15 protein-coding genes are annotated in these 11923 nt (G+C 69.8%); 10 read left to right on the top strand and 5 right to left on the bottom strand.

Going from position 1 to position 11923, the window contains the following annotated elements; translation table 11 throughout:
• Window positions 1-77 precede the first annotated feature (77 nt).
• From O2L01_RS11335 to O2L01_RS11325, 3 genes are read left to right on the top strand one after another with little or no spacing between them, the layout of a single operon-like run.
• Window positions 78-968 (top strand): UTP--glucose-1-phosphate uridylyltransferase, encoded by an 891-nt coding sequence (locus O2L01_RS11335; RefSeq protein ID WP_270122037.1) that lies wholly within the window; start codon window positions 78-80, stop codon window positions 966-968.
• Window positions 969-1022: 54 nt separating this feature from the next.
• A complete protein-coding gene (locus tag O2L01_RS11330) occupies window positions 1023-2261 on the top strand; it encodes a molybdopterin molybdotransferase MoeA (protein ID WP_344469270.1) in 1239 nt (412 codons plus the stop codon).
• A gap of 25 nt (window positions 2262-2286) precedes the next feature.
• Window positions 2287-2916, top strand: coding sequence for a GNAT family N-acetyltransferase (locus O2L01_RS11325; RefSeq protein ID WP_270122036.1), 630 nt, complete (start codon window positions 2287-2289; stop codon window positions 2914-2916).
• A 147-nt stretch (window positions 2917-3063) separates the two neighbouring features.
• Here O2L01_RS11325 and map read toward each other — a convergent pair whose 3' ends face one another.
• Window positions 3064-3831, bottom strand: a complete 768-nt coding sequence (gene map, locus O2L01_RS11320) for a type I methionyl aminopeptidase (RefSeq protein WP_344469330.1) — start codon at window positions 3829-3831, stop codon at window positions 3064-3066.
• Window positions 3832-3884: 53 nt separating this feature from the next.
• On the opposite strand from map, the gene O2L01_RS11315 reads away from it, so the two are divergent.
• The 4 genes from O2L01_RS11315 (at window position 3885) to O2L01_RS11300 (ending at window position 6324) form a co-directional block, all read left to right on the top strand.
• On the top strand, window positions 3885-4145 hold the full coding sequence (locus O2L01_RS11315) for a helix-turn-helix domain-containing protein (protein ID WP_270122034.1): 261 nt from the start codon (window positions 3885-3887) through the stop codon (window positions 4143-4145).
• 98 nt (window positions 4146-4243) lie between these two features.
• Window positions 4244-5377 (top strand): 5-(carboxyamino)imidazole ribonucleotide synthase, encoded by a 1134-nt coding sequence (locus O2L01_RS11310; RefSeq protein ID WP_270122033.1) that lies wholly within the window; start codon window positions 4244-4246, stop codon window positions 5375-5377.
• Complete coding sequence (purE, locus tag O2L01_RS11305; protein WP_270122032.1) at window positions 5377-5889, top strand: 5-(carboxyamino)imidazole ribonucleotide mutase; 513 nt, start codon at window positions 5377-5379, stop codon at window positions 5887-5889. The genes O2L01_RS11310 and purE overlap by 1 nt, the downstream gene beginning before the upstream one ends.
• Before the next feature lie 45 nt (window positions 5890-5934).
• Window positions 5935-6324 (top strand): RidA family protein, encoded by a 390-nt coding sequence (locus O2L01_RS11300; RefSeq protein ID WP_270122031.1) that lies wholly within the window; start codon window positions 5935-5937, stop codon window positions 6322-6324.
• A 62-nt stretch (window positions 6325-6386) separates the two neighbouring features.
• Here O2L01_RS11300 and O2L01_RS11295 read toward each other — a convergent pair whose 3' ends face one another.
• From O2L01_RS11295 to O2L01_RS11285, 3 genes are read right to left on the bottom strand one after another with little or no spacing between them, the layout of a single operon-like run.
• On the bottom strand, window positions 6387-6821 hold the full coding sequence (locus O2L01_RS11295) for a nuclear transport factor 2 family protein (RefSeq protein WP_270122030.1): 435 nt from the start codon (window positions 6819-6821) through the stop codon (window positions 6387-6389).
• A 56-nt stretch (window positions 6822-6877) separates the two neighbouring features.
• The gene (locus tag O2L01_RS11290; RefSeq protein ID WP_270122029.1) at window positions 6878-7369 is read right to left on the bottom strand and encodes an HPP family protein; all 492 of its coding nucleotides are present in this window, start codon (window positions 7367-7369) and stop codon (window positions 6878-6880) included.
• Between the two features lie 41 nt (window positions 7370-7410).
• Window positions 7411-7953, bottom strand: coding sequence for a carboxymuconolactone decarboxylase family protein (locus O2L01_RS11285; protein WP_270122028.1), 543 nt, complete (start codon window positions 7951-7953; stop codon window positions 7411-7413).
• Window positions 7954-8065: 112 nt separating this feature from the next.
• Between O2L01_RS11285 and O2L01_RS11280 the strand changes: the two genes are divergently transcribed.
• Together O2L01_RS11280 and O2L01_RS11275 are read left to right on the top strand one after the other, a co-directional pair.
• On the top strand, window positions 8066-8587 hold the full coding sequence (locus tag O2L01_RS11280; RefSeq protein WP_270122027.1) for a CGNR zinc finger domain-containing protein: 522 nt from the start codon (window positions 8066-8068) through the stop codon (window positions 8585-8587).
• 157 nt (window positions 8588-8744) lie between these two features.
• Window positions 8745-10163, top strand: coding sequence for an ATP-binding protein (locus O2L01_RS11275; protein WP_270122026.1), 1419 nt, complete (start codon window positions 8745-8747; stop codon window positions 10161-10163).
• Here the strand turns inward: O2L01_RS11275 and O2L01_RS11270 are convergent.
• Window positions 10144-11313 (bottom strand): class I SAM-dependent methyltransferase, encoded by a 1170-nt coding sequence (locus O2L01_RS11270; protein WP_270122025.1) that lies wholly within the window; start codon window positions 11311-11313, stop codon window positions 10144-10146. The genes O2L01_RS11275 and O2L01_RS11270 overlap by 20 nt on opposite strands.
• Before the next feature lie 259 nt (window positions 11314-11572).
• On the opposite strand from O2L01_RS11270, the gene groES reads away from it, so the two are divergent.
• Window positions 11573-11872 (top strand): co-chaperone GroES, encoded by a 300-nt coding sequence (groES, locus tag O2L01_RS11265; protein ID WP_091037834.1) that lies wholly within the window; start codon window positions 11573-11575, stop codon window positions 11870-11872.
• Window positions 11873-11923 lie beyond the last annotated feature (51 nt).

Genomic DNA, 11923 nt, shown 5'->3' with positions numbered 1-11923 from the left:
AACCGGCACGAACGTTCACCGGCTGTTCTCCCGGGTGGCTGACCGCCGACGCAGCGTGTGCACGCTACCCTCGCGGTATGTCAGCAACCGCGCCCCGCGCCACCAAAGCCGTCATCCCCGCGGCAGGTTTCGCCACCCGCTTCCTGCCGGTCACCAAGGCCATCCCCAAGGAACTCCTGCCGATCGTCGACAAGCCCGTCCTCCAGTACATCGTGGAGGAGGCCGCCGCCGCCGGCGCCGCCGACGTCACCCTCGTGACCGCCCCCGGCAAAGACGCCATGATCGACTACTTCGACGCCCGCGCCGACCTCGACAACGCCCTCAAAGCCAAGGGCAAGAACGAGATGCTCGCCAAAGTCAAGGCCCCCGAGACGATCGCCGAGATGACCGCGATCCGCCAGGGCGGCGCCAAGGGCCTCGGCCACGCCGTCGGCCGCGCCGCCTCCCACGTCGGCGACGAGCCCTTCGCGGTCCTCCTCGGCGACGAGTGGTGCCACCTCGACGACAAGCTCCTGCCGCGCATGATCGACCTCCAGTCCGAGACCGGCGGCATCGTCCTCGCCCTCATCGAGGTCCCCGACGACCAGGTCTCCCGCTACGGCGTCGCCGCCGTGCAGCCCACCGACGCCGAGGACATCGTCGAAGTCACCGGCCTGGTCGAGAAGCCCGCCGTCGAAGACGCGCCGTCCAACCTGATCCTCATCGGACGCTACGTCCTCCCCGGCTCCATCTTCCCGGTCCTCGAGCAGACCGAGCCCGGCAGCGGCGGCGAGATCCAACTCACGGACGCCATGGAGGCCATGCGCGCCAAGGGAACCCCCGTCCACGCCGTCGTCTTCCGCGGCCGCCGCTACGACACCGGAGAGCCCGTCGCGTACCTCCAGACGCTGGTCGAGCTCGCAAGCCAGCGGGACGACTTGCCCGGCTTCAACGCCTGGCTGCGCGAATTCAGTGCGACACTTGACTGACCCGGCGACCGCGAGGCGGCGCTGAGAGGAACTTGACCGACGGGGGGATGAGGAGTGAAGGGGACCGGCGAGGCGACACCATTGGCCGACTTCCTGGCGAAGGCGCTGGCCCTGGTGCGACCCCTGCCCCCGGTCGACATCGACATGACCCAGTCGACCGGGTCGGTCCTGGCGGAGAACGCCGTCAACCCGGGACCGCTCCCCGCCTTCGACTACGCCGCGATCGACGGGTACGCGTGCAACGGCGACGACATCGCCGGCGCGAGTCCTGAACGCGGCGTTGGCCTCAAGGTCCTCGGCGACCTCGCCGCCTCCTCCTGGCGCCCCGTGCGCCTCGTCTCCGGCACCTGCTTCTCCGTGGCCGCCGGCGCGGCCCTCCCGGTCGGCGCCGACATGGTCGTGCCCCTCGCCTGGACCGACGAGGGCATGGCGACGGTCGACGTCCGCCAGGTGCCGCGCCGCGGACACGGCGTGCGCCGCATGGGATCCGAGCGGCCCTCAGGGGAGATCCTGGCCCACGAGGGCCGCCGCGTCACTCCCAACCTCATCGGGCTCCTCGCCGCGGCCGGGATCGCGGACGTGGTCGTGCGCCCCACGCCCCGCGTCGTCGTGATCGCCACCGGCGACGAGCTCGTCGACACCGGCCGCCCCTCGCAGCCCGGCCAGCTCATCGACGTCAACTCCCACCTGGTCACCGCCGCCGCCTCCGAGGCGGGCGCGCACGCGTACCGCGTCGGCATCTGCGACGACGAGCCCGATGCGCTCCGCTCCGTCCTCGACGACCAGATCCTCCGCGCCGACCTCGTCATCACCACCGGCGGCACGGGCCTCGGCCCCGGGGACATGGTGCGCCGCACCTTCTCCCGCGACGGCGCCGTCGACTTCAACCCCGTCGCCGTCTACCTCTGCGAGACCATGGGCTTCGGCACGATCGGACCCGAAGAGGTCCCGGTCGTGTGCCTCCCCGGCGACCCCGTCGCCGCCACGATCGCGTTCGAGGTGATCGCCCGGCCGCTCATCCAGCGCCTCGCCGGGGCCGAGCCGGTTTTCCGGCCCAGCGTGCGCGCCAACCTGACCGAGCCCGTATCCTCACCGAGCGGGCTGCGCGAATTCCGGCCCGTCCGCGTCGCCGAGAGGCGCGGCGGCGGCTACACCGTCGCCCCGCTGGGAGCCACGTCCTACACGCTCTCCGGACTCGCCGAGGCGACCGGCCTCATGACGATCGGCGAGAACGCGACCCGGGTGCCCGCCGGCTCGACCGTAGACGTGCTGCTCCTGGACCGGAACCGATGATCAACGATCCGCAGTTGGACAACGAATGACCCTCTCCAACCCCGGTTGGCCCGTGAACCTGAACCACGGCGACGTCAGCGTCCGCCCCTTCAAGCGCTCCGACGCCGCCCGCTGGTCCGAGCTGCGCCGCGCCAACGAGGCCTGGCTCGCCCCTTGGGAACCCGGCACCGGCACCACCTGGCACGAAGCGCACTCGCCCGCCGCGTTCCGCGCCATGCTCCGCGGCCTCAAGCGCTCCATCAAGGACGGCACGAGCTGGCCTCTCGCGGTCTGCTGGCAGGGCCACCTGTGCGGCGGCCTCACGGTCGGCAACATCGTGCGCCGCGCCTTCGGCTCCGCCTACGCCGGCTACTGGATCGACCGCGGCCACGCCGGGAAGGGCATCACCGCCACGGCGCTCGCCCTCGTCGTCGACCATGCGCTCACCGTCGGCCGCCTCCACCGCATCGAGGTCAACATCCGCCCCGAGAACGGCCCGTCGAACCGCGTCGCCGAGAAGCTCGGCCTGCGCCGCGAAGGTCTGCACAAGCGCTACCTCTACATCGACGGCGACTGGCGCGACCACTACGGGTACGCCGTCACCGCCGAGGAGATCGCCACCGAGCGCATGATCGACCGTATGGCCCGCCTGGCGAGGACCGAAGCGGACCACTGAAGCGAGCGGTGCGGATCCCCGCACTTCAGCTCCGCTTCAGGTTCCCCGACCTAGCTTGGAAACCGGGGGTCGCCACTGCGAAGCTTGCGAGCAGTGCCTGTGGAGAGCCTGGCCGAGGCTTGCGTCTTTGGAGTGCCCGCCGGACGCCTAGTCGCGTGCCGTCAGAATGATCGGCCCGTCTTCCGTGATCGCCACCGTGTGCTCCATGTGCGCCCCGCGCGAACCGTCGGCACTGCGCAGCGTCCATCCGTCCGGGTCGTAGACGATCTCGTCGGTGGTCTGCAGGAACCAAGGCTCGATCGCGATCACGAGGCCCGGCTTCAGCTTCATGCCCCGGCCCGGGCGGCCGTCGTTCGGGACGTGCGGGTCGCCGTGCATCGTGCGGCCCACGCCGTGCCCGCCGAACTGCGTGTTCACCTTCAGGCCGTCGCCGCGCGCCACGGTCGCGATCGCGTGCCCGATGTCGCCCAGCTTGTTCCCCACGGTCGCCGCCGCGATGCCCGCCTCGAGCGCCCGCGTCGTCGTGTCGATCAAGTGCAGGTCGTGCTCGCTCGCGTCGCCGACCACGACCGACAGCGCCGAGTCCGCGACCCACCCGTCCACTTCGGCCGCGAAGTCGAAGCTCACCAGGTCGCCGTCCTTGATCTTGTAGTCGAACGGCAGGCCGTGCAGCACCGCGTCGTTCACCGAGGTGCACAGCACCTTCCCGAACGGGCTCCCGCCGAACGACGGGTGGTAGTCCACATAGCAGGACACCGCGCCGGCCTCCTTGATGCGGCGCGCGGCCAGATCGTCCAGCTCGAGCAGGTTCATGCCGACCTCGGCCGTGCGCGCCAGCTCGGCGAGCACCCCGGCCACGAAGCGCCCGGCCGGGCGCATCGCCTCGATCTCGGCGGAGGAGTAGTACTCGATCATGGACGGCCTTTCAGACATCGTTGGTATTTGTATACCGGTACTATAATACCGATATGATTCGACCGCCGCTGAGGCCCGAAGAGCACGACCGCGGACGCGCGCTCGGCCGGGCGCTGCGCGAAGCACGCGGCTCCCGCAGCCTCCTCGACGTCGCCGCCGAGGCCGGCATCTCCCCGGAGACGCTGCGCAAGATCGAGACCGGGCGCATCGCCACACCGGCGTTCTTCACCATCATGGCCCTCTGCGACGCCCTCGGCACCACCGCCGACGAACTCGCCGCCTCCACCGCCGCAGAACGTCCCATGACCGGTTGACCATGCCAATATATGGCCTGCAAGCTGCGCCAAGGGCGCAGGTCACGCCGCGTCCCGAACGCCGAACCCGAGGTCGCGGCCCGGGTTACGCTCTGGCCGTGGACGCCGCGACGCAACTTCCGACGGTGGGCATGATCGGCGCCGGTCAGCTCGCCCGCATGACCCATCAAGCCGCCATCGCCCTCGGCCAGTGCCTCAAAGTGCTCGCCGGCGACCCCGCCGAGAGCGCCGCGGTCGTCACCCCCGCCACCAGCCTCGGCGACTACCGCAACCTCGACGACCTCCGTGCCTTCGCCAAGGGCTGCAGCGTGGTCACCTTCGACCACGAGCACGTCCCCCAGGACGCCCTCCAGACGCTCGTCGCCGAAGGCGTCGAAGTCCAGCCCCGCCCCGAGGCCCTGCTCTACGCCCAGGACAAGCAGGCCATGCGCACGCGCCTCGCCGCCCTCGGCCTCCCGCAGCCCCGCTGGGCCCCCGTCGACTCCATCTCCGACGTCGAGGCCTTCGGCCTCCCCTGCGTCCTCAAGGCCGCCACCGGCGGCTACGACGGCAAGGGCGTCTGGATGATCGACACCCCCGCCGACGCCCAGGCCGTCCTCGCCTCCGGCATCCGCCTCATCGCCGAGGACCGCATGGCCCTCCAGCGCGAACTCGCCGTCCAGATCGCCCGCTCCCCGCGCGGCGAGACCGCCGTCTACCCGGTCGTCGAGACCGTCCAGACCGGCGGCGTCTGCACCGAAGTGATCGCCCCCGCCCCGCACCTGAACGACGAGACCGCCGCCGAAGCCCGCCGCATCGCCGAGACCATCGCGAGCGAACTCGGCGTCTGCGGCATGCTCGCCGTCGAGCTCTTCCAGACCTCCCACGGCCTCTTCGTCAACGAACTCGCCATGCGCGCCCACAACTCCGGCCACTGGACCATCGAAGGCGCCCGCACCAGCCAGTTCGAGCAGCACCTCCGCGCCGTCCTCGACTACCCCCTCGGCGCCACCGAGACCGCCGCGCCCTACACCGTGATGGCCAACGTCCTCGGCGGCGCCCCCGGCGGCCCCCGCATCGACGAACGCCTCCAGCACCTCCTCGCCGAGGACCCCGGCGCGCACGTCCACCTCTACGGCAAGGCCGTGCGCCCCGGCCGCAAGATCGGCCACGTCACCGTCTGCGGCGACGACCCCGACGTGCTGCGGCGCCGCGCCCTGCGGGCCGCCAAATGGCTCCAGGAAGGCGAGTAATGGCAGAGCAGAAACCCCGGGTCGGCGTCATCATGGGCTCCGACTCCGACTGGCCCACCATGGAACCGGCCACCGAAGCCCTCACCGACTTCGGCGTCCCCTACGAAGTCCGCGTCGTCTCCGCCCACCGCACCCCCCACGGCATGCTCAGCTACGCCGACTCCGCCGCCTCCCGCGGCCTCCAGGTCATCATCGCCGGGGCCGGCGGCGCCGCCCACCTGCCCGGCATGGTCGCCTCCGCGACCCCGCTGCCCGTCATCGGCGTGCCCGTCCCCCTCAAATACCTCGACGGCATGGACTCCCTCATGTCCATCGTCCAGATGCCCGCCGGCATCCCCGTCGCCACCGTCTCCATCGCCGGCGCCAAGAACGCCGGCCTCCTCGCCGTGCGCATCCTCGGCGCCGCCGACGAGACCCTCCGCGGCAAGATCGCCAACTACCAGGTCGACCTCGAACGCATGGTCACCGAGAAGGACGCGAACCTCCGCTACAGGATCGCCCACCCCGACTAGCGAAAACCGGTTCCGGCGCAACGGCACCGGCCATAGACTCGCGGTGTGTCAGACACCGAACTCCACCCCACCGGGGGATACGAGCACGTGACCGTGGTCGAGGCCGGACGCCTCGCGATGCTCGCCGGGCAGTGCCCCGTCGACGCCGACCAGCAGGTCGTCGGCATCGGCGACCTCAGCGCCCAGATCGACCAGGTCGCCGAGAACGCCATCGCCGCACTCGCGTCGGTCGGGGCCGCCCCCGACGACGTCATCCGCTCCGTCGTCTACGTCGTGAGCGCCGACAGCGCCGTCGTCGGCGCCGCCTGGCACCACTTCTCCGAACGGACCCCGCTCGGGCCCGCCTTCAAGGCCGCGAGCACCGTCGTCGGCGTGACCGCCCTCGGCTACGCGGGCCAACTCGTCGAAGTCGACCTCACCGCGCGCCTGCCTTAACAGCGCCTTCCAGAACAACGACGAAAGCCGGGCCCCGCTCGTGGCGGGCGCCCGGCTCTTCCTCAGCGTTCGCTGTCGGGACGCGGACCGAAGATCGTCCGATCCGCCTCCGCGATCTCGACATCGTTGATGCTCGCCTCGCGGCGGCGCATCAGGCCCTCGGCGTCGAACTCCCACAGCTCGTTGCCGTAGCTGCGCCACCACCGGCCCTCGTCGTCGTGCCACTCGTACTGGAACTTCACCGCGATGCGGTCCTCGGTGAACGCCCACAACTGCTTCCGCAGCGCGTACTCGTGCTCCCGCGCCCACTTCGCGGCGAGGAACCGCTTGATCTCCTCGCGGCCGGTCAGGAACTCGGAACGGTTGCGCCACACCGAATCCGGCGTGTACGCCAGCGCCACACGCTCGGGATCGCGGGTGTTCCAGCCGTCTTCGGCGGCCTGCACCTTCGCGGCGGCGGACTCGGCGGTGAACGGGGGCAGGGGAGGACGGGACATGGCATTTCCTTTCAAAGCAACGACTTTCAAGGCAACGACTTTCAGAGCGGTTGGGGTTACCACCAGCGGGCCGGGTACTTGTGCCCCGGCAGGGCCTTGCCGATCAGCCATCCGACGAGGACGGTCGCGGCGCTGGCGAGGAGGATCGGGTCGACGAGGAACCACAGCGAGGGTCCGGTCGCGCCGATGAGCGCGGCCGTCGCCGTCGCGGGCGGGTGCGGCGCCTTCAGGGCGACCATCGGCGCGGTGGCCAGGCCGGCCGCGACGGCGGCGGTCCAGATCGACGGGCCCATGACCGCGACGGCGGCGAGGCCGACGACGCCGGCGCTGACCTGGCCGATCAGCATGTTCCGGGGCTGCGCGAACGGCGCCTGCGGGGCGACGGCGATGATGCCGACGGCCGCGACCCACGGCAGCGCGAACAGGGCGGCGCCGGTCGCCTCTTCGAGTCCGGCGAGTGCGAGGAGGCCGAGGAGTCCGGCGAGGGTCGGCACGGCGGTCTGGACCCAGGCGGGCCTGGCGGTCTGGGGTTTCGGAAGGGTGGTCATGGGGGTTCTCCGTTTCCGTTGCGGCGCTTGCCGCTCGGGTCCTAGTGGTCGTGCCGGACGACCGGCCAGTCGATGTCGGTGTCGGCGGTCTTGTTGAAGTAGTTGGTGAAGACCTGGAGCGCGACGGTGGCGACCACTTCGGCGATCTCCTCGTCGCTGAGGCCCGCCTCGCGGGCGGTCTTCAGCTCGGCGTCCTCGACGCCGCCCTTGCTGCGCAGCACCGCTTTCGCGAACGCCAGGGCCGCAGCGGATTTCGGCTCCTCGGCCTCACCGCGCCGTGCGGCCGCGATCTGGCCGGCGTCGAGCTTGCCGCGCCTCTCGCCCAGGTACGTGTGGGCCGAGAGGCAGTAGTCGCAGCCGTTCTCCTGCGCCACAAGCAAGGACAGCCGTTCGCGGAGGTGCGCGGGCAGCACCCCGGCGGCGAGCGCGCCGGAGAAGCCGAGGTAGCCCTTGAGGACGGCGGGGCTGTTGGCCATCGCCTTCGTCATGTTCGGGGTGACGCCGAGGGCCTGCTGCACGCCGGCGAGGAGCTCGGCGGCCTGGCGGTTGGCGGTGTCCGGCTGGATCAGGGGGAGGCGTGACATGGGGCGTGCCTTTCACTTCTAACCGGCTAACTTTGTTTAGCCGGTTTCACGAGGAGAACATTAGCGCCCCTTGCTAACCGACTACAAGACTTTTACCGGTTATACTTGCGAGATGACCGTCACGCGACCGCTCACCGGCGAACCGCTCCCGCTCGATCTCCTCAACACCACGTGGATGAGCGGCGGCGCACCCTTCGACATGCTCGAAACCCCAGGCGCACTTCAGGACTGGCTGGCCGAACACGACTTCCCGCTCGACGCCCCGGAGTCCGAGGTCAAGCCCCACCTCATCGAGGCCCGCGAAGCGATCCGCGCCGTCGTCGCGAAAACCGAAGGCGCCGAAGCGAAGCTCAACGCCGTCCTCGCCCACGGCGTCCGCCGCCCCCGCCTCCTCGGCGGCGTCCCGACCCTCACCGACGAGGTCGACGACCCCGCCCGCCTCCCCGGCTGGCGCGCCGCCGTCGCCCTCCTCGACCTCCTCGAGTCCCGCCCCGACCGCATCCGCAAGTGCGCCAACCCGAACTGCATCCTCTGGTACCTCGACACCACCCGCAACGGCTCCCGCCGCTGGCACTCCATGGAGACCTGCGGCAACCGCGCCAAAGCCAAGCGCTTCCAAGACCGCCACGCCTGAGGCGCTCGCCCCGCTCTGGCGAAACCCGCGGGAATGCTCCCGCGGCGTACTACCGCTGGGTGGTAGTACCGCACCGCGGTAGTACCAGCCTTGTTACTATCGGAAGCGATACTATCTCCAGCGATAGTATTTAGGTCGATAGCTTAGTGAGGTGCGCATGGACGATTTCGTCGGGCGAAGCAGAGAGCTCGCCATGCTCGATGATGTCCTTGACGGTGTCAAGGAGGGCATCGAGCACCGCAGCCCCGGCAAGTGCCTGATGCTGCGCGGCCGTCGGCGTGTGGGCAAGTCGGCTCTGGTCGAGGAGTTCACCCGGCGTTCCCGCCTGCCGACCCTGTTCTTCACCGCTGCCCGAGAGGTCCCCGGGGGCGAGCTCGAAAGCTTCAGCGAAGCGGTCGCCGACTCCGATCTCCCCGAGCGCGCCCAATATCTCGAAGACCCGCCGGCCAACTGGAGCGCCGCCCTTCGACTGCTCGCCGACATCTTGCCCGACGACACCCCGAGTCTGGTGGTTCTCGACGAAGTCCCGTACCTGATGGACCGAGTGGACGCCTTCGAAGGCATCCTGCAGCGCGCCTGGGATCGGCAGTTGTCCCGTAAGCCCGTCCTATTGCTGCTCATCGGCTCTGACTTGTCGATGATGAAGGCTCTCAACAGCTATGACCGACCGTTCCATCAGCGCGGAACGGAGATGGTGCTCGGACCGCTCAACCCGGCCGAGATCGGGCAGATGCTCGGCCTCGAACCCGCTGCCGCCTTCGACGCGGCCCTGGTCACGGGCGGCCTCCCGCTGATCTGCGCCGACTGGCGGAAGGGCGCGGGCCTGTGGGATTTCCTCGAACGGTCGCTCGCCAAGCCGCTCTCCGCACTGGTGGTGTCTGCGCGGCTCATGCTCGCCGCCGAATTTCCCGATCAAGCCATGGCGGAGCATGTGCTGAGGGCCATCGGCAGCGGCGAACGGACTTTCACCAATATCGCCCGCGCCGCCGGTGGCATTTCACATTCAACCCTGAGCCGCGCCCTGGATCTCCTGGTGCAGAAAGGGATCGTCGCCTCGAATCTGCCGGTTTCCCTGAGACCTTCGAAAGAGCGCAGGTACACGATCGACGACCCGTACCTGAGGTTCTGGCTCGCGCTCGTCGAACCGTACCTGGACGAGATCGAGCGGCTCCGAGGAGACCTGGTCGTGAACCGGATCCGTGCGTCCTGGACCAGCTGGCGGGGCCGGGCGATCGAGCCGCTGGTCAGGGAGTCGCTAGCAAGGACGCTTCCCTCGCAGTCGATTCCGTACGCCCGAAAGATCGGTGGCTACTGGACCCGCAGCAATGATGTCGAGATCGACATCGTCGGTGCAGACGATGCCCCGGTGGCGAAAGAGCTGCTTTTCGTCGGTTCGATCAAGTGGCTCGACAACGACAAGTTCGACCGGCGCGACCTGACTGCGCTGCAGAACCATCGGGCAGCGCTTACTGACGAGGATCTGCCGTTGGTCGGTGTATCCCGCAGCGGCTTCGACTGCAAGGGTCTCGACGGTGCCTTCGGGCCCGACGACCTGATCAAAGGCTGGCAGCGCTGACTTCCCGGCAGAGGATCGCCACGTGGTCCGTTCCGACCCTGGTCGCGACAAGGGTCGCCTCGTTGGGGCCCTTGAGTTTGAGCTGCTTTCTGAGGGCTGCGGGGTCGATGCCGGTGCCGCGCTGCTTGATCGTGAGGCGGCCGATGCCTCGTTCTGCGAGCAGGGCTTTGAGCTTCTTGGGGTGGAGGGGCCAGACCTCTTCGACCTTCCAGGCCCTGGCGAACGGGGTCTCGACGAGCCGGTCGCTGTAGAGGTAGGCGATGGTCTCGTTCGCCGTGTGGGCTTCCAGTGTCTCGGCCAGCTCCGCCACCAGGCCCGCCCTGATCACCGCCCCATCGGGTTCATAAAGGTAGGCGGCTACTGCTCCGACCCGGGCTTTCTCCTCACCGCTGCCGGTCAGCTCGTGCCACTCGCCCGCCTTGCACAGGCTCGCGCGCCGCGGCACTTCGGCCGCTTCGCCCAGCCACAGGCACGCCTCGACCACGTCCCGGTCCACCGACACCCATTCCGCTTCGGCGCCTTCGGGAATCCAGTCGTGGCTGATGCCCGGTCCGAGTTTCAGGGCGGCGAAACGCGTCGATGCCATGTGGTCCAGCACCCGGTCCAGCGGCGGCGAGTAGTCGGCCGGGTTGAAGTTCCTCGTCGAACCCGAGCGGCGGGCCGGGTCGGCGAAGGCCGAATCGGCGATCGGGGTCTCCAGCGCGTCGCCCACTTCGATCTCGACCCTGACGCCCGCCGCTTCGGCGTTCGCCTTCGCGTACTCGGCCGTCTCCTCGCTCATGTCCACGGCCTTGACCGCCATGCCCGCCTCCGCGAACGCCAGGGCCTCGGTGCCGAGGCCACAGCACAGGTCGGTCACCGTCGTCGCGTGGCGCGCGAACCGGGCGGCGCGGCGCTCCGCGACGACCCATCGCGTGGCCTGTTCCAGACCGGCGCGGGTGAAGTAGAGGCGCTCGGCGCGGGCGCCGAACTTGGCCGCGGCGTGGCGCCGGAGGTCGGCGAGGGTGAGGGCGGCGGCGGCGAGATCCGGTGTGACGCCGGCCTTGCGGAGCGCGAGCGGGGCGCGGTCGCCGTCGCGGGCGAGGGCCTCGGCGGCGGCGCGCTGGAGCTCGGGGTCGGCCCGGAGGGCGGCGAGCAGGCTGGGTTCCACGGGTTTCATGATCCCTCACCGGCGGTACCCGCGGTCGCGGGGCTATGACTTCGCAGACCCGGCGTTGACGTCCCCACCTGGGCGAACTATCTTGACCCTTAGCACTCGCAGACCGAGATTGCTAAGCGCTATGATCGGCTTGGCACTCTCGCCTCGAGAGTGCCAACAGCCACGGGCCGGTGCCTCGGCACCCGCGACGACGAGACCCGCGCCGTCGTGGCGTACATCCGTATTGAACACGCAGGTTTGGAGAAACCAAGTGAGCAAGGCTGCCATCAAGCCGCTGGGCGACCGCATCGTGGTCCAGGCGAACGAGGCCGAGACCACCACCGCCTCGGGCATCGTCATCCCCGACACCGCCAAGGAGAAGCCCCAGGAGGGCACCGTTCTGGCCGTCGGCCCGGGCGCCTTCGACGACAAGGGCAACCGCCTCCCGATCGACGTGAAGGTCGGCGACGTGGTCATCTACTCCAAGTACGGCGGGACCGAGGTCAAGTACAACGGCGAGGAATACCTCGTCCTGTCCTCGCGCGACGTCCTCGCGGTCGTCGAGAACTAGCACGTTCCGGGCCCTACCCCACTGATTTACGGCTCGCAAGCGTCGCCGTGG

Origin of the sequence: Glycomyces lechevalierae, assembly GCF_027622945.1 — a bacterium.
Classification (GTDB): domain Bacteria; phylum Actinomycetota; class Actinomycetes; order Mycobacteriales; family Micromonosporaceae; genus Glycomyces; species Glycomyces rutgersensis.
This window is presented reverse-complemented; position numbering and strand designations above follow the sequence as displayed.

Excerpts from the sequence above, each read along its gene's own strand:
- O2L01_RS11335 (WP_270122037.1), top strand. The coding sequence starts at position 78 with ATGTCAGCAACCGCGCCCCGCGCCACCAAAGCCGTCATCCCCGCGGCA.
- O2L01_RS11325 (WP_270122036.1), top strand. The coding sequence starts at position 2,287 with ATGACCCTCTCCAACCCCGGTTGGCCCGTGAACCTGAACCACGGCGAC.
- map (WP_344469330.1), bottom strand. The coding sequence starts at position 3,831 with ATGATCGAGTACTACTCCTCCGCCGAGATCGAGGCGATGCGCCCGGCC.
- O2L01_RS11315 (WP_270122034.1), top strand. The coding sequence starts at position 3,885 with ATGATTCGACCGCCGCTGAGGCCCGAAGAGCACGACCGCGGACGCGCG.
- purE (WP_270122032.1), top strand. The coding sequence starts at position 5,377 with ATGGCAGAGCAGAAACCCCGGGTCGGCGTCATCATGGGCTCCGACTCC.
- O2L01_RS11295 (WP_270122030.1), bottom strand. The coding sequence starts at position 6,821 with ATGTCCCGTCCTCCCCTGCCCCCGTTCACCGCCGAGTCCGCCGCCGCG.
- O2L01_RS11290 (WP_270122029.1), bottom strand. The coding sequence starts at position 7,369 with ATGACCACCCTTCCGAAACCCCAGACCGCCAGGCCCGCCTGGGTCCAG.
- O2L01_RS11285 (WP_270122028.1), bottom strand. The coding sequence starts at position 7,953 with ATGTCACGCCTCCCCCTGATCCAGCCGGACACCGCCAACCGCCAGGCC.
- O2L01_RS11280 (WP_270122027.1), top strand. The coding sequence starts at position 8,066 with ATGACCGTCACGCGACCGCTCACCGGCGAACCGCTCCCGCTCGATCTC.
- O2L01_RS11275 (WP_270122026.1), top strand. The coding sequence starts at position 8,745 with ATGGACGATTTCGTCGGGCGAAGCAGAGAGCTCGCCATGCTCGATGAT.